Here is a 15,987-nt window from a genome sequence, read left to right as displayed (position 1 = left end):
TGGGAGCCGTGAAGATGATCCTGCTGCGGCACGCCGAGTCGCTCGGCAACGTCGACGAGCTCGCCTACACGCGGATCCCCGACCACGCGCTGCCGCTGACCGCCAAGGGAGAGCAGGAGGCCCGCGCGGTGGCGCCGGAGATCGCGCGGCTGCTCGACGGCACGCGGCCCGCGGTGTACGTCAGCCCGTACCTGCGCACCCGGCAGACGTTGCGGCTGCTGGACATCCAGGCGTCGTGCGAACGGCTGGTCCAGGAGCCGCGGCTGCGCGAGCAGGACTGGGGCAACCTGCAGGACCCGGCCGAGCAGGAGATCCAGAAGGCGCGGCGGCACGAGTTCGGGCACTTCTTCTACCGGCTGCCGTTCGGCGAGTCGGGCGCGGACGTCGACGACCGCGTCGCGGCGTTCCTCTCGGACCTGCGGATGCGCGAGGAATCTCACCCGGAGACGGTCCTGATCGTCTCCCACGGGCTCACGCTGCGGCTGCTGTGCCGGCGGCTCTTCGGCTGGAGCATCGAGCTGTTCGAGTCCCTGTCCAACCCGGTGACCTGCGAATACCGCGTCCTCGAAGAGCAGGACGGCAAGTGGGCGCTGGACCGCCCGTTCGCCCAGTGGCGGGACTCACCCGACGGGGAAACCCAGCTTTAGCGGCGCGGTCAGCACGACGCGGGTGCCGTGGCCGGGCGCCGAGTCGATGCGCGCGGCGCCGTCGATCTCGGCCATCCGGGCGTGGATCGAGTTCTCGATGCCGAACCCGGCACGGCTCGCGCCGAGGTCGAAGCCGGTGCCGTGATCGCGCACGGACACCGTGACGACGTCTTCGCGTTCTTCGAGGCACACCACGGCCTTCGCCGTTCTTGCGTGCTTCAAGGTGTTTCGCAGTGCTTCGCGGGTTGCGTCGTGAAGGGCGTTGACGACGGCTTCGGGGACGTCAGTGGGCTTGGCGAGCACCACGAGGTCGACGCGGAGACCGTCGGCCGTCATCTCGACGGCCAGCGCGCCGAGGCGGTGTTCGAGCCCGCCCGGCTCGGCGGGCGCGTCGCCGTCGAGGCTCAGCCGCAGCCGCAGGGCCTGCGCGCGGGCGGTGCGGCGGACCTGGTCGAGGCTGCCCCGCGGGTCGAGCGCGTCCCCGGGTGCGGGCAGCGCGAGGGACTCCATCACCTGCAGCACGGTGTCGTGGACGTCGCGGCGGTGCCGTTCCCGTTCGGCGGCCCGGCCGCGCTGCTCGCCCAGCCCGAGCGCGAACCGCATCGACCCGGCGACGAGCAGCACGATGGCCAGCGCCGTCGCGGCGGCCGCGACCAGGGCGAGCAGGATCCACGTCGCGGGCGCCGACGTGCCGGAGACCACGGCCATGCCGTACCGCAGGAGCAGCGCGCCGGCGATCGCGACCGCCCCGGCGGGCGCGCCGCGCAGCAGGGTCCAGACCATGACCGTGCCCATGATGTTCGGCCAGGTCAGGGCGAGCAGCTCGGGTGACTGCGCCGCGAACACGGCGGCGGCGAAGCTCGTCACGAGCGTGTACGCGGTATCGGCGGCCAGTACCGGCCGGATCCCGGTGGCCCGGCGGAAGACCCAAGCGACTTCGAAGAGGTTCGGCACCAGGTAGAGGGCGATCGCGACCCAGAGCACCGGCGCGCTCAGCGGGCCACCGGACCAGACGGCCTGCAGGAACAGCGCCAGCCGGAACGCGACCGGCACCAGCACGAGCCGTGGCACGGCGTCCCGCACCAGCGTCAGTCCCGTGCCACCGAACCGCCCGCCCCGGCCGGCGAGCGCCCCCGCGCCGCCGAGCAGTACAACCCTCACGACGTCCTCCCCGGATCAAGGCCCCTACCTCGATCAGCCGACCTGAAATTGAAACGTCGCCGTATTCATTTCAGTTTACCGACGGGGTTCAGCTTGCCTCGCGCACCAGAGGACTGTCAACGCCCGCGCCGTGGCGGAAATGCGGGCCGCGGCACGGATTTCGGACCCGGAACGGCTATCGGCCGACCATGGCTTCCGCGTCCTCACGCCGTCGCGACCGCCGGGCGGCGACCGCGGCGGGCAGGATCAACGCCGCGACGAGCGCGACGAAGACGAACGCCACGTCGTAGTCCGTCGCCTGCGCGATGCCGCCGACGATCGGCGGGCCGCCCAGGAAGCCGGTGTAGGCGACAGCGGTGACGAAGCCGATCTCGCGTTCGCCGCCGGTGCCGTCGCCGCGCTTCCCGGCGTCCCCGGCGAGGCTGAGCGCAAGCGGGAAGGACGCGGCGAGGCCCGCGCCGGCCAGCGCGAACCCGGCGTAGCCGACGGCGGCGACCGGGATGGTGGCCGCGGCGACCAGGCCGGCCGCGGCGAGGGTGGCGCCCGCGGCGAGGCAGCGCGTCGGGCCGAACCGGCGTTGCGCCCACGGGCCCGCCAGCCGGGTCAAGCCCATGACCAGCTGCAATCCCGCGAACGCGAGGGCCGCGGCGCCCTGGCCGACCCCGCGCTCGACCGTCATCAGCAGCGCCGACCAGTCCGACGACGCACCCTCGGCGATGGCCGAGCACAACGCGACCGCGGCGAGCAGCCACAGCACCGGCCGCCGGATCGGCGCCCGCGCCGGCGTGCCGACGGGTGCTTCGGCGTGCTCGGGACGGATGCCCGGAACGGCCCGGATCACCCCGGCCAGCACCAGGACCGCGACGACGGCGGCCACGGTGAGGTGCCGCGCCGGGGACCAGCCGTGGCCGGCGGCGAGGCCGGCGGCCAGCGAACCGGCAAGCGCGCCGAAGCTGAACCCCGCGTGGAACACGGACATCACCGGCTTGCCGAGCCGGCGTTCGACAGCGACGCCGGCGACGTTCATCGCGACGTCGAGCATCCCGACGCTCGCGCCGATCACCAGCAGCGCCCCGGCCAGCAGCGGGACGGTGGGCGCGAAGCCGATCAGCACCAGCGAACCGGCGGCCATCGCGGTACTCCCGGCGACGACCGCCCGGGCGCCGGCCCGTTCGATCAGCCGCCCGGACACCGAGGCGGCGGCGAGCATGCCGACGCTGGCACCGAGCAGGGCCAGGCCGAACACCCCGGGTGAGGCGTGCACCTGCGCGGTCAGCGCGGGCGTGCGCGACGCCCACGACCCCAGCGCGAGCCCGTTGAGGGCGAACACGGTGAACACCGCGATCCGGTCCCGCATGGGTCCCCCTTTCGTGCTCCCAGCGTGACTTAAGCGCTTCAGAAAGTCCACCGGCCGGTGGTTAGACTGCGCGGATGACCCGGCGCCGCCGCCCCACGCTCGACGACGTCGCCGGCGCCGTCGGCGTCTCGCGCGCCACCGTCTCGAACGCCTACAACCGGCCCGACCAGCTGTCCGCCCGGCTCCGGGACCAGGTCCTGCGGGTGGCGGCCGAGCTGGGCTACCCCGGTCCGGACCCGACGGCGCGGAGCCTGGCGACCAGCCGCACGGGCGCGATCGCGGTCCTGCTGGACACGTCGCTGTCGATGGCGTTCTCCGATCCCGCGCTGTACCTGACGCTGGACGCGCTGGCGCGGGTGATCGACCCGCGCGGGCACGCGCTGCTGCTCCTGCCCGGCGGCGAGCACGGCGGGCCGCCCGCGGACCGCGTGCTCACCGCCCAAGCCGACATCGCGATCGTGTACTCGCTGCCCGACGGCGCTCCTTCGCTGGAAGCCGTGCGCGCGCGGGGGTTGCCCCTCGTGGTGATCGACCAGCCGCTGCTGCCCGGCACGGCGCGGGTCGGCTGCGCGGACCGGCTCGGGGCGGCGCTGGCCGCGCGGCACCTGCTGGACCTGGGGCACCGGCGGTTCGGGATCTTCGCCGCGTGCAGCCACCTGCGGCCCGGCGGGGGCCGGCTGACCGTGGCCGAGGCCGCGGCCGCGCCCTTCCACGACGTCCGCGAACGGCTGGGCGGCTACCTGGACGAGCTGGGGTCGTGCGAGGTCGTCGTCGAGGAGGCCGCCGGGCTGAGCGCGGAGAGCGCGATGGCCGGCGCGTTCGCGCTGCTCGGGGCGGCGCCGCGGCCGACGGCGGTGCTGTGCATGTCCGACCAGCTCGCGCTGGCGGTGCTCGCCGCGGCCCGCGAGCTGGGGATCAGCGTGCCGGGTGAGCTGTCGGTGGCCGGTTTCGACGACAGCCCGCCGGCGTCGTGGTCCTCGCCGCCGCTGACCACAGTCCGGCAGGACCTCGTGGCCAAGGGCCGGATCGCCGGGGAGCTCGCACTGGGCCTGCTGGACGACGGTTCGGCACCGGCGCCGGTCGAGGTGCCGGTTTCGCTCGTGGTGCGCGGCAGCACGGGGCCGGTCTAGCACCATCTCCGGCCGTTTGCGAGGCCTTTTGTTGCACCTGTGGACAACTGCTCCGCCGCCGGCCAGTTGTCCACAGAATCAAAACAACGGGCTGACAAACCCACCCCCGCCCGCCAATCTGGAATCACACGTTCACCGCGGCCACCACGAAAGCCGCGATTCCGGAGGGGAAATCCACCATGTCTTCACGTCGTCTTCGTTCCCGCCTGCCGCACATCGTGGTCCTGGCCATGGTCGGCCTGCTGACCAGCGTCGGAGCCGCCCACGCGAGCACCGATCCGGGCTGCCGCAAGGGCGAGTTCTGCCTGTGGCCGTCCGACGCCTACGCGGGCAAAATCCAGCGTTTCGACCTGCGCACGGCCAATACCGAGGAATGCCTGCCACTGCCCGAAGGATTCGACGGGTCATCGTTCGCGAACCTGATGACCCGCGACGTCACGGTGTACCAGGACGAGGAATGTTCGACCGAGGGAGATTTCGTCACCTATCCGGGTGGCGGCACGTTCGTCCCGGACGCACCCTTCCTGGTCCGCGGCATCCAGATCTGGGAGTGACGCAGTGACGCACTGACCCGGGCCCGCACAGCCGCCCGCTCCAAGGGGGGAGCCGGCTCGCGGCGGCGGCCGGGCCCGACCGGGGCCGCTCCCCCGAAAGCGGCCCCACCCGTGGGCGCACCCCAGCGGCGGGGCGCGCCCACGGGCCCCACTTTCCCGGCAGGCCGCACGGACTTCACCGCCGCCGGGAGCGTTCCCGGCACCACTGAGTTCCTGGCCCCGGCCGCCTGCCCACCGCCCTCACAATCCGCCCTCGTTTGCGCGCTCCGACTCGTCCGACCACGGGTCCCGAGCCCGGCGGCGTGCCTGACTCTCACAACCCACCCGGCCTGTGCGCGTGGCCCCGTCCCACCGCGGGTCCCGAGCCCGGCAGCGTGCCCGACCCTCACAACCCACCCCGCCTGCACGCCCCCCACCGCGGATCCCGAGCCCGGCAACCTGCCCGACCCTCACAACCCAAACGCTCCGACCCACCAACCCACAGGGCCCCCGGGCCGGGCAGCATGCCCGGCCCTCGCAACCCGCCCATCCGGACCTCGCCGGACGCAGCCAGCCGAGGCAGGCAGCTGAACCCGCCGCGGCCAGCCGACCAGCTCACGCGAAATCGGGGCCACACCGACCGCTCGCCCCGGGCGGCCCACCCGGGCGCAACGAGGCCGGGAGGCGCCGCACCAGCCGGGCAGACCACCCACAGCAACCGTTCGCACACAACGAGCCCCGTCGCCACCACGGCATCGGCCACACCGGCCGAAGTCCACTGGCGACCACCGCCCCGCTTTCGGAAAGGCCGACGCAGCCATGCTCTTCGCCCCACCACCAGCCACGCAGCCGTCCGCCGGGTCCTCGATTCCCCCGGCTGAGGCGCCTTTCCGCACGTCCTCCTCCTCCCACCCGGCCGCCGTCTCACCCGACCGAGTGGCGGCCGTGGTCCACACCACCGCCGCTCGTGGCCGTGCCGTCACGCTCGCGCGTCGGAGCGTTGCGCCGCCGTGACATCGGCATCGCCGAGTTTTTTCGAATCAAGTCGAACGAGACCTGAAACGATTCGCCGGTGTCGAACGATCGAGAGGATGGCGACGACTAAGCTGCCGGGGCCGGGCGACCGGCACGGGCGGGACAGGTCGTCGGCGCGGGCCCTCGTAGCTCAGCTGGATAGAGCAAGAGCCTTCTAATCTCTAGGTCGCAGGTTCGAGTCCTGCCGGGGGCGCCACCAGGGAAAACGTCGTGCGCGGTCGCGCACGACGTGCCCGGGACACGTGACCGGGCCCACATCGCAGCTCGCTTTTCCCGCCGTCGCGCTCCCACTGTGGACGGTGACGGCCCGTTTTCCCTCACGGCACGCACAGGTCCGGACGACCCATCGCGCGAGCGGCCAGGTGGCCCAACGAACCCGGGCCGAGTTCGTATCGAGACAGCCTTGTTACCGGCGGGCAAATCCGCCGTTCGCGCTTCCCCGCAATCGGGCGATCACGCCCAGCAATGATCCGCGGATCGAGCGGCAACAACACGATCGAGGGACACGTTTCCCCGGCAAAGGAGGCGGAGACACCACCATGGACCACACCGAAGCCGGTGGACGGCATCGGCGCCGGCGCACCAACAGCGTCACGCGCGCAGCGATGGACGAAGCACGGCGCGCAGGGCTCGTCCAACGGCACCTCACGAAGCTGCAGCACCTGACGGCCCGGGCGATCGCTGTCCAGTCCCCGGCGCCCGGCGACGGCCATCCCGCCAGGTCGGGAGCACCACGGCCAGAGGCAGCCGACCGCTTGCCGATGGAAAGCCGGCAGCAACCCGCCGATCACGCGGGATCGTCCACATCGGAGGCCGCCTGAGCCGTTGGCCGGCAGAGGCGCGAATACCCGCGACAGCCGGTTCGGGCGAGTGCGCTGATTCCACTGTGGCGCCGGGGGCCGACGTCCGGAGTGCTGCCGTCGAGTTCTCCTGGGAGGCAAGGACTTCGTCTTGGTCGGCGAGCAGTTTGCACCCTGATGCGCAGGCACGAAATGCTGCGCGCCGAAGTGCCGCCGTTCGAGATCACGGCGCCGCCGGCCGGCTGAGCACGTCCGGGTCCAGCCTGCCTTCGAGTTCGAAGCCAGGCGCGCGGGACCGCGACCGATCAGTACGCGTACTGGATCTCCGTCAGCGGGGACTCGGACGTGCTCACCACGGTCCTCCCTCAGTCGGCGAGGCTGCCGTCGGCGCGGAAGCGGGAGACGACGTCGATGACGGCGTCGGTGGCGCGGCGGGCCTCGGCCTCGGTGATCACCAGCGGGGGTGCGAGGACGAGCATGTGCCCGTACGGCCGGGCGATGACGCCGTGCCGCTTGCGGATCTCGAAGCAGACGCGCTCGACCGGCGCCCACTCCTGCGGGATCTTGTGCTCTCGGTCGCTCACCATCTCCAGCCCGGCGAGCGAGCCGACGACGCGGATGTCGCCGACGGTGGGCAGGTCGGCGGCCGGGGCGAGGCCGGTGCGCAGCCAATCCGCGATGGTGTGCGCCTTCGGCACCAGCTGCTCGCGCTCGATGATGTCGATGGTGGCGAGACCGAGCGCGCAGGCCACCGGGTGGCCCTGGAAGGTGTAGCCGTGGAAGAACCCGCCGGTCTCCAGCAGGCCGTCGGCGATCTCGTCGGTCATCAGCGTGGCGCCGAGGGGGATGTATCCGCCCGCGATGCCCTTCGCCATGGTGATCATGTCCGGGCGCATGCCCCGGACCTCCGACTCGAACCACGAGCCGACCCGGCCGTACGCGGTGACGACCTCGTCCGCGATCAGCAGGATCCCGTTGCGTGAGAGGACTTCGCGCACCCGCGGCCAGTAGTCGGCCGGCGGTTCGAGGACGCCGCCGCCCGCCATGACCGGCTCGCCGATCATCGCGGCGATGTTGCCCGCACCGATCCGCTCGATCGTCTGCTCCAGCTCGGCGAGCAGGAAGTCGGTCTGGTCCTGGCCGCCGAACATCTCCGGGCGGTACGAGTTGGGCGGGGTCAGCTTCTCCACGTGCGGCAGGTTCGGGCCGACTCCCTCCTGCATCGGGGGGAAACCGGTCGCCGTGCCGCTGCCGTAGGCGGCGCCGTGGAACGAGTAGTGCCGCGACAGGATCCACGTGCGGTCCGGCTCGCCACGCCGGTGGTGGAACAGCCGCGCCGCCTTGATCGCGGTCTCCACCGACTCGGACCCGCCACTGGTGAAGAACACCCGGTCGATCCCCTCCGGGGCCAGCCCGGCGATGCGCGCGGCGAGGTGGATCGCCTTGTCGTTGGAGAACTCCAGCAGGCTGGTGAAGTACTCCAGCTCGGTGATCTGCTTCGCGGCGACCTCGGCCAGCTCCTTGCGGCCGTGGCCGAGCGGCGAGTGCCAGACGCCGCCGCCGGCCGCGTCGAGCAGCTCGTTGCCGCGCGCGTCCCACACGGTGCAGCCCTCGCCGCGCACGATCACCACGCGGTCGTGGATGTCCCCGCGCTGCATCGAGCGGAACAGGTGCCGGCGGTCGAGTTTCTCCAGCTCGGCTGCGGCCTCGGCGACAGACGGAGTCTGAGGTGAGATGGTCACGTGCTTCTCCAGTTCTACGCCGGGGACTTGGGCAGTGCCGGACGGCCGAGCAGCAGGTCGGCCGCCTTCTCGCCGATGGCGATCGCGGTGGCGTTCGGTGCGCCGCGGCCGGGGGTCGGCATCACGGACACGTCGGCGACGCGCAGGCCGTCGACGCCCTTGACGCGCAGTTCGGGGTCGACGACCTTGCCGATCGAGCAGGTGCCGGTGCCGTGGAAGATCGAGTGCGTGTATGCCCGGACGTACGCGCGGACGTCCTTGTCCGAATCGGACTCCGGCGCGCGGTAGTGCGTCTTCGTGTACGGCGAAAGTGCTTGCTGGCGCGCGATCTCCATGCCGATCCGGACCCCGGCGACGGCCACGTCCAGGTCGCCGTCGGCGCTGAAGTAGCTGTGCTGGATCTTCGGCTTGGTGGTCGGGTCGTTGGAGTCGAGGGTGACCGCACCGCGGCTGCCCTGGGTCAGCAGCACCGGGCCGTAGGTGATCGCGTGCCCGGTCGGCAGGCCCAGGCCGCTGTCGGCGAACATCAGCGGGCCGGTGAAGAACGCGACGTCCGGCGCCGGCAGGCCGGAGTCCGTGCGGACGAACCCGCCGCACTCCGGGCCGTTCGAGGTGAGCGGGCCGGTGCCGTGCTCCTCGAACTCCTTGAGGTACTGGGGTTCTTCGGCGATCAGCAGGCTGACCGGCAGGTCGTGGCTGTAGATCAGCGGCACGATCGGGTGGTCCTGCAGGTTCGCGCCGACCTCGGGGTTGTCGACCTGCACGTCGATGCCCAGCAGGTTCAGGTGGTCGGCCGGGCCGATGCCGGAGTGCATCAGCAGGTGCGCCGAGTTGTACGCGCCGCCGCTGAGGATGACTTCGCGTTCGGCGCGGATGGTGACCATGTCGTCGCCGCGGTGCCCGGTGACGCCGACCGCGCGGCCGTCCTCGATCAGCACGCGGTGCACCTGGAGGTGGGTCTCCAGGGTCAGGTTCGGGCGGCCGAGCGCGGGGTGCAGGTACGCGACGGCGGTGCTGCACCGGCGGCCGTTGCGCTGGGTGACCTGGAAGAAGCCGAAGCCGTCCTGGGTCTTGCCGTTGAAGTCCGTGTTCTCGTCGAACCCCGCCTGCAGCGCGGACTCGATGAAGGCCCGCGACTGGATGTTCTTCGAACGGCCGTCCGAAACGGACATCGGGCCGCCCGTGCCGTGGAACTCGTCGGCGCCGCGCTCGTTGTCCTCGGACCGCTTGAAGTACGGCAGGATCTCGTCGTAGGTCCAGCCCGGCTGGCCCCAGCCGTCGTAGTCGAGCTTGTTGGCACGCAGGTAGAGCATCGCGTTGATGGAGCTGGTGCCGCCGAGCACCTTGCCACGCGGGTGGAAGATGCGGCGGCGGTTGAGCTCCGGCTCCTCGTGGGTGTCGTAGTCCCAGTCGTAGCGGGTGCGGAACAGCTCGCCGAAAGCGGCGGGGATGTGGATGTTCTCCGCGGTGTCGTACGAGCCTGCCTCGATCACGCACACCGTGACGTCCGGATCCTCGGAAAGGCGCGCCGCGAGCACGCAGCCCGCCGAACCCGCGCCGACGATCACGTAGTCGTACATCCGGTCCTCCATGGTTGAAGTCTGCAACGGGCTGGGCACGGGGAGCGTCTGGCGGAGATGCGCGTCAGGCGGCCAGTTCGCCGGGCTTCGGCTCGGGCTCGCGCACGAGCTCGAGGTGGCCGGAGCGGACCTCGGCGACAGCGATCCCCGCGTACCGCTCCGGCCTGTTAGCCTTGAGCCACAAGGCATAACCGACGCCGGCGACGGCGACCGCGAGCAACAGCCACGGCAGCGAGTTGACCACGGCGCTGTCGGTCCCGGTCAGCAGCGGGAAGTTCGTCACCAGCAGGACCGCCGACGCACCGAGCCCGAGCGCGCCGAGCGCGGGGGCGAGCTTGGTCCGCCACCAGTGGCCGTCCGGGCGCTTGCGGAAGAACCCGATCACGGAGACGGCCGCGAACGCCTGCAGCACCACGATCCCGAGCGTCCCCACTCCGAGCAGGCTGGTGGCGAGGTTCGTGTACGGGTCGAGCCCGCCGGCCGCGAACGCTCCCACCACGACGACCGTCAGGACGCTTTGGACGATGCTGGCGCGGTGCGGTGACGCGTGCTTCGCGTGCACCCCGCCGAGCCAGCCGGGGAGCACCCGTTCCCGGCCCAGCACGAAGGTGTAGCGGTTGGTGGCGTTGTGGAGCGCGAGGAGCGCGGCGAGCGTGCTGGTGCACAACAGCACCTGCATCACCGAGCCGAGCACCGGTGAGACGTAGTCGGAGCCCAGCGTGAGGAACAACCCGCCGAGCTGCTCCCCCGCCACCTGCGGCACCTGGTCCGCGCCGATGCCACCGACCGCCACCCAGCTGGTCAGCGCGTAGAAGGCGGCGATCACGACGACCGACGCGTACGTCGCCCGCGGAACCGTCTTGCGCGGGTCCTTCGCCTCTTCACCGTAGAGCGACGCGGATTCGAAGCCGATGAACGACATGAAGGCGAACATCATCGTCACGCCGATGGCGCCGGTGAACACGGTGGACGGCTGGAACGCCGTCAGCGGCAGCGCCTGCACGCCCTTGTGGCCGATGATGAAGACGTCGAGAATCGCGAGCACGCCGATCTCGGCGACCATCAGCACGGCGAGCACCTTGGCGGAGACGTCGATCTGCCGGTACCCGAGCACGGCGACGACCGCTATCGCCAGCGCCGACCAAGCTTCCCACGGGAGAACGAGCCCGTAGGCGTCCGCCGTCAGCTTCGTGAAGTAGCCGAAGGTCCCGGCCAGGCCGATCGACGCCGCGTTGTACGACAGCACCGCGACCAGGCCGCCCGCGACGGCCGGGGGTTTGCCGATGCCCAGCGAGAAGTACGTGTAGAAGCCGCCCGCGTTGACCACCCGGCGGCTCATCGCCGCATACCCCACCGAGAAGCAGAGCAGCACGATCCCGGCGAAGACGAACACCGCGGGCACGCCCGCGCCGTTGCCCAGGGTGAAGGCGAGCGGCACCGTGCCGACCACCGCGGCCAGCGGCGCGGCGGCCGCCACCACCAGCAGCACGATCTTCGGTGTGGTCAGCACACCGCGCAGACCGGGCGTCTTTTCCTTGCTCATGGTCAACTCCAGTGTCAGGCTGCGCGGCGGAGCCGGGGGCCGGGCTCCGGCCGGCTGTCCCCGGCGGGGGTGCGCGGGGTGCGGAGGGTGCGGAGCACCATGCTCGGGCGCATCAGGCTCTGCGGCGGGTCGACCAGCCCGGCCACGCGCAGGAACGCCTCGCCGAGCCTGGCGTCGTGGGTGGCCGCGGTCTGCAGGCGCGCCGTGAAGGCGTTGCCCATCCGGACTTTCAGCGTGCGCTTGCCCTCGACCGCCGGGAACGCGAGATCGCCGCCGGCGGAGATCTCCCACGGCACGTCGACCACCTTCGCGATGTCCTTGAAGAACGCGCGCGGGTCGGGGATGCCGGCCTGGAGGTGCTCGCGCAGGGTCAGCGCCTGCAACGCCGCCGATGCCATGCCCTGGCCGTAGACCGGGTTGAACGAGCACACCGCGTCGCCCGCGACCAGGAACCCCCGGGGAAGCCGGGGCAGCTTCTCGAAGCGGCGGCGCTGGCTGGCCGGGTACTTGAAGGTGACCGGGGCGCCGATCGGCTCGGCGTCCACGATCGCGTCGTGGACATCGGGCACCGGCAGCGACTTCGCGAAGGCGAGGAAGCCCTCCTCGTCGGTGGGCGGGTGGTCGCCGAGGATGCCGGTGAGCGACAGCATTCCGAGGCCGCCGCCCAGGGTGTGCAGGAACGCGCCGCGCGGGTTCGCGGGGGTGGCGACCGGGTTTATCGACATGTCGCCCCGGAACGGGTCGACGTCGAAGCGGTACCTGCGGCTGGTGTAGGCGAGCCCGACCTTGACGCGGTCCTCTTCGACGTTCCCGTAGCCCAGGGACGCGAGCCAGCCGGGTGCGCGCGAGCCCTTGCCGGTGGCGTCGACGACGAGGTCCGCGTCGAGCACCTCTTCGACGGCGCCGGGGCCGCGGCCCTGCACGCGGACGCCGGTGACGCGGTCCGGGCCGGCCACCGCGACCGGGCCGATCACGTCGGTGCTGTCCACGAAGGTCACGTTGCGGATCGCGCGGACGCGCCGGCGCACGTGGTCCTCCAGCACCGGACGGGCGACGCCGACCAGGCGCAGGCCGGTGTCGGACGGGCGGATCCGGTGCCCGTCGAAGTACCAGCGGACCTGCCCCCCGAGGTCGCCGACCGGGATGTCCGCGGCGATCAGCTCGGCGGTGAAGCCGGGGAAGAAGTCCTCCAGGATCTCCTGGCCGCGCGCCAGCAGGCCGTGCGCGTGCCGGCCCTGCGGCACACCGCGGCGGCCTTCCCGCACACCGGCGAGCGCGTCGCGGTCGACGACCAGCACCTCGGTGAAGACGTCCGACAGCACCCTGGCGACGAACATCCCCGCCATGCTGCCGCCGAGCACGATCGCGCGGTCTCCGACATGACTGCTCATGGACGTCCTCTCCTCGGGCTGAAGGAATCCTCACACCGCGTGAGCGCGGGCAGCGTCTTCATGATTGCGCCCGTCGCGCAACGCTGGAGACGCTCCGCGCGGGGGCCGGTGCGACGTTGGGAGACGGCCATCGACCGAGGAGGACCCCAGTGACCGACGTGCCGAGCCACGAAGAACTCGTCAGCAGGGCGACCGATCTGGTGCCCCTGCTCCGGAAGCACGCCCAGTGGTCGGAGGAGAACCGGCGGTTGCACGAAGAGGTCGTCGAAGGGCTGGGCGCGGCCGGGTTCTTCAAGATGCGCGTCCCGCGCCGCTACGGCGGTTACGAGGCGAGCGCGCGCACGGTCGTCGAGGTCGCCGCCGAGCTCGGCCGCGGCGACGGTGCCGTCGGCTGGACGCAGCAGGTGTGGTGGATCCCCGGCTGGATGGTGGGCCTGTTCCCCGACTCCGTGCAGGACGAGGTGTACCGGACGCCGGACGTGCGCGTCTGCGGCACGCTCAGCCCGAGCGCGATGGCGACGCCGGTCGACGGCGGGTACCTGGTCAACGGCAAGTGGGGCTTCATCAGCGGCGCGCTGCACAGCCACTGGCAGGAAATCATCGCGCTCACCCCGTTGCCGGACGGCCAGATGATGCCGGTCATGGGCTTGGTCCCGATCTCCGACGTCGAGATCGTCGACGACTGGCACACCATGGGCGTGCGCGGCTCCGGCAGCGTCACCACCGTCGCGAAGGACCTGTTCGTCCCCGCCGAGCGAACCCTCCCGCTGCCCGCGATCCTGCAGGAGCAGTACGCGTCGGCGCTCAACGCGGACCTGCCGATGTACAAAGCGCCGCTGCTCGCGGTCGCCGCGGCCACCACCGTCGGCAGCGTGCTCGGCATGGCGCGCGGCGCGATGGAGGCGTTCATGGAGCGCCTGCCGGGCCGGAAGATCACCTACACCAGCTACGACGACCAGCGCGAAGCGCCGATCACGCACCTGCAGCTGGCCGAGGCGTCGCTGAAGATCGACCAGGCCGAGTTCCACAGCTACCGGGTCGCCGACCTGCTCGACGCCAAGTCCGCGGCCGGCGAGCCGTGGAAGATCGAGGAGCGCGCCCGGGCCCGCGCCGACGTCGGCGTCGTGTGCCGGCTCGCCAAGGAGGCCGTCGACCTCCTCTTCGGGGCCAGCGGCGGTTCGTCGATCTACGAGTCGGTGGCCATCCAGCGCATCGCGCGCAACGTCACCACCGCCAACCTGCACGCCCTGATGTACCCGCCCACCGCGTTCGAGCTGTACGGACGGGTGCTCGCGGGCCTCGAACCGAACACCCTCTACATCTGATCCGCGCCGGGAGACGCCCATGTACGACTACGTCATCGTCGGTGCGGGCTCGGCGGGCTGCGTGCTCGCCGCGCGCCTGTCCGAAGATCCGGACGTCAAGGTCTGCCTGCTGGAAGCGGGCCCGGCCGACAACGCCGAGAACATCCACGTGCCGTCGGCGTTCGCCACGCTGTTCCGCACCCGCTACGACTGGGACTACGACAGCCACGACGAGCCCGCGCTGAACGGGCGGCGGGTGTTCCTGCCGCGCGGGCGCGTGCTCGGCGGGACGAGTTCGCTCAACGCGATGATCTACGCGCGCGGCAACCGGCTCGACTTCGACGAGTGGGAGACGCCGGGCTGGACCTACGACGAGATCCTGCCGTACTTCAAGCGGTCCGAGGACAACGAGCGCGGCGCCGACGAGTTCCACGGGACCGGCGGGCCGCTGACCGTCTCCAATGGACGGTCGAACAACCCGAGCGCCCAGGCCTTCGTGGACGCCGCCGTCGAAGCGGGGCTGCCGGCCAACGACGACTTCAACGGGAAGAACCAGGACGGCTTCGGGTTCTTCCAGGTGACCACGCGCGACGGGCGCCGGTGCAGCACGGCGGTGGCGTTCCTCCGCCCCGCGCTGGGGCGGCCGAACCTGACCGTCGAGACGAACTTCCAGGCGCACCGGGTGCTGATCGAGCACGGCCGCGCGGTGGGCGTCGCCGGGCAGCGGCTCGACGAAGAGCTGACGATCCGCGCGGACCGGGAGGTCATCCTCTCGGCGGGCGCGTACAACTCGCCGCAGCTGCTGATGCTGTCCGGCGTCGGGCCGGCCGCGCAGCTGGGGATGCTCGGCATCCCGGTGGTGGCGGACCTGCCGGAGGTCGGGCAGAACCTGCAGGACCACGCGCTGGTGCCGTTGACCTTCACGCACTCGCAGCCCGTCAGCCTGCTGACCGCGATGGAACCGCAGAACATCCGGCGGTTCGTCGAGGAGGGCACCGGCCCGACCGCGTCGAACGGCCCGGAAGCGGGCGGGTTCGCGCGCACCCGGTCCGGCATCCCGGCCCCGGACGTGGAGTTCTTCGCGGCCCCGATCATGTTCGTCGACAGTGGCCTGGCGTTCCCGACCGCGCACGCGATCTCCTGCGGCCCGGCGCTGCTGACCCCGGAAAGCCGGGGCAGCGTGACGCTCGCTTCGGCGGACCCGACGTCGAAACCGCGGATCGTGCACAACTACCTGCTCGAAGAAGCGGACATGGTGACCGCGGTCGAGGCGCTGCGGATGGGCCTGCACATCGCCCGCCGGCCCGCGATGCGGCCCTACACCGAGGAACTCTTCCGCGCCCCGGAATCGGAGTCGGACCAGGACCTGCGCGCGTACGTCCGCCGCTGGACGCATTCGATCTTCCACGCTTCGGGCAGCTGCGCCATCGGCACCGTCGTCGACGCTTCCCTGCGCGTGCACGGCGTCGACGGCCTGCGCGTCGCCGACGCCTCGGTGATGCCGAAGGTGGGCCGCGGCCAGCCGAACGCGGCGGCCATCGCGATCGGCGAGAAAGCGGCTGACCTGATCAGGCTCCTTTGAGCAAGCAAGAACCGAGAAAATGACGGTTCCGCCGACCGCACAATTGTTGTGGGAAGCCTTCGGATTAGGAGAACGCTATGTCGGTTGGTGCTGAGGACAGGTTGTCCGCTTACTACGGCTCGTTCACCAGTGAGCGGGAGAAGGAAGTCTTGAGTGTTCCGCTGCGCCTGGTCGGTGCGTGG

General features: G+C 71.6%; 11 protein-coding genes and 1 tRNA gene. 6 read left to right on the top strand and 6 right to left on the bottom strand.

All coding sequences use genetic code 11. The annotated features are described in order from the left end of the window. Window positions 1-8 precede the first annotated feature (8 nt). A complete protein-coding gene (locus ACFVYA_RS37805; protein WP_387051953.1) occupies window positions 9-647 on the top strand; it encodes a histidine phosphatase family protein in 639 nt (212 codons plus the stop codon). Here ACFVYA_RS37805 and ACFVYA_RS37800 read toward each other — a convergent pair. Next, window positions 621-1,808: a sensor histidine kinase gene (locus tag ACFVYA_RS37800; RefSeq protein WP_387051951.1), complete on the bottom strand. Its 1,188-nt coding sequence runs from the start codon at window positions 1,806-1,808 to the stop codon at window positions 621-623. The two genes, ACFVYA_RS37805 and ACFVYA_RS37800, sit on opposite strands and share 27 nt — an antisense overlap. Before the next feature lie 175 nt (window positions 1,809-1,983). After that, on the bottom strand, window positions 1,984-3,165 hold the full coding sequence (locus ACFVYA_RS37795) for an MFS transporter (protein ID WP_387051950.1): 1,182 nt from the start codon (window positions 3,163-3,165) through the stop codon (window positions 1,984-1,986). Window positions 3,166-3,239: 74 nt separating this feature from the next. Between ACFVYA_RS37795 and ACFVYA_RS37790 the strand changes: the two genes are divergently transcribed. The 3 genes from ACFVYA_RS37790 (at window position 3,240) to ACFVYA_RS37780 (ending at window position 6,059) form a co-directional block, all read left to right on the top strand. Next, entirely contained in the window at window positions 3,240-4,295 is a 1,056-nt protein-coding gene (locus ACFVYA_RS37790; RefSeq protein WP_387051948.1) for a LacI family DNA-binding transcriptional regulator, read from the top strand. A gap of 179 nt (window positions 4,296-4,474) precedes the next feature. Then, window positions 4,475-4,849, top strand: a complete 375-nt coding sequence (locus tag ACFVYA_RS37785) for a peptidase inhibitor family I36 protein (RefSeq protein ID WP_387051946.1) — start codon at window positions 4,475-4,477, stop codon at window positions 4,847-4,849. A gap of 1,133 nt (window positions 4,850-5,982) precedes the next feature. Beyond that, window positions 5,983-6,059: transfer RNA gene (locus ACFVYA_RS37780), tRNA-Arg, on the top strand. 969 nt (window positions 6,060-7,028) lie between these two features. Here ACFVYA_RS37780 and ACFVYA_RS37775 read toward each other — a convergent pair. From ACFVYA_RS37775 to ACFVYA_RS37760, 4 genes are read right to left on the bottom strand one after another with little or no spacing between them, the layout of a single operon-like run. Beyond that, window positions 7,029-8,405 carry an aspartate aminotransferase family protein gene (locus ACFVYA_RS37775; protein ID WP_387051944.1) on the bottom strand — a complete coding sequence of 459 codons (1,377 nt, stop codon included), beginning with the start codon at window positions 8,403-8,405 and terminating at the stop codon, window positions 7,029-7,031. Window positions 8,406-8,419: 14 nt separating this feature from the next. Next, complete coding sequence (locus ACFVYA_RS37770; protein ID WP_285985270.1) at window positions 8,420-9,997, bottom strand: GMC family oxidoreductase; 1,578 nt, start codon at window positions 9,995-9,997, stop codon at window positions 8,420-8,422. 52 nt (window positions 9,998-10,049) lie between these two features. After that, entirely contained in the window at window positions 10,050-11,528 is a 1,479-nt protein-coding gene (locus ACFVYA_RS37765) for an APC family permease (RefSeq protein ID WP_387051942.1), read from the bottom strand. Between the two features lie 14 nt (window positions 11,529-11,542). Next, window positions 11,543-12,919 carry an FAD-dependent oxidoreductase gene (locus tag ACFVYA_RS37760; RefSeq protein WP_387051941.1) on the bottom strand — a complete coding sequence of 459 codons (1,377 nt, stop codon included), beginning with the start codon at window positions 12,917-12,919 and terminating at the stop codon, window positions 11,543-11,545. Window positions 12,920-13,068: 149 nt separating this feature from the next. Between ACFVYA_RS37760 and ACFVYA_RS37755 the strand changes: the two genes are divergently transcribed. Both ACFVYA_RS37755 and ACFVYA_RS37750 read left to right on the top strand, forming a co-directional pair. Continuing rightward, the gene (locus ACFVYA_RS37755; protein WP_387051939.1) at window positions 13,069-14,244 is read left to right on the top strand and encodes an acyl-CoA dehydrogenase family protein; all 1,176 of its coding nucleotides are present in this window, start codon (window positions 13,069-13,071) and stop codon (window positions 14,242-14,244) included. A gap of 19 nt (window positions 14,245-14,263) precedes the next feature. Then, on the top strand, window positions 14,264-15,805 hold the full coding sequence (locus tag ACFVYA_RS37750) for a GMC family oxidoreductase (protein ID WP_387051937.1): 1,542 nt from the start codon (window positions 14,264-14,266) through the stop codon (window positions 15,803-15,805). Window positions 15,806-15,987: the final 182 nt, after the last annotated feature.

This window comes from Amycolatopsis sp. NPDC058278 (assembly GCF_042881395.1).
Classification (GTDB): domain Bacteria; phylum Actinomycetota; class Actinomycetes; order Mycobacteriales; family Pseudonocardiaceae; genus Amycolatopsis.
Note: the sequence above shows the minus strand (reverse complement) of the source record. Positions and strands in the feature narration are given on the sequence as shown.

Coding starts and splice junctions, on each gene's coding strand:
- ACFVYA_RS37790 (WP_387051948.1), top strand. CDS start 3,240: ATGACCCGGCGCCGCCGCCCCACGCTCGACGACGTCGCCGGCGCCGTC.
- ACFVYA_RS37795 (WP_387051950.1), bottom strand. CDS start 3,165: ATGCGGGACCGGATCGCGGTGTTCACCGTGTTCGCCCTCAACGGGCTC.
- ACFVYA_RS37770 (WP_285985270.1), bottom strand. CDS start 9,997: ATGGAGGACCGGATGTACGACTACGTGATCGTCGGCGCGGGTTCGGCG.
- ACFVYA_RS37785 (WP_387051946.1), top strand. CDS start 4,475: ATGTCTTCACGTCGTCTTCGTTCCCGCCTGCCGCACATCGTGGTCCTG.
- ACFVYA_RS37765 (WP_387051942.1), bottom strand. CDS start 11,528: ATGAGCAAGGAAAAGACGCCCGGTCTGCGCGGTGTGCTGACCACACCG.
- ACFVYA_RS37750 (WP_387051937.1), top strand. CDS start 14,264: ATGTACGACTACGTCATCGTCGGTGCGGGCTCGGCGGGCTGCGTGCTC.
- ACFVYA_RS37760 (WP_387051941.1), bottom strand. CDS start 12,919: ATGAGCAGTCATGTCGGAGACCGCGCGATCGTGCTCGGCGGCAGCATG.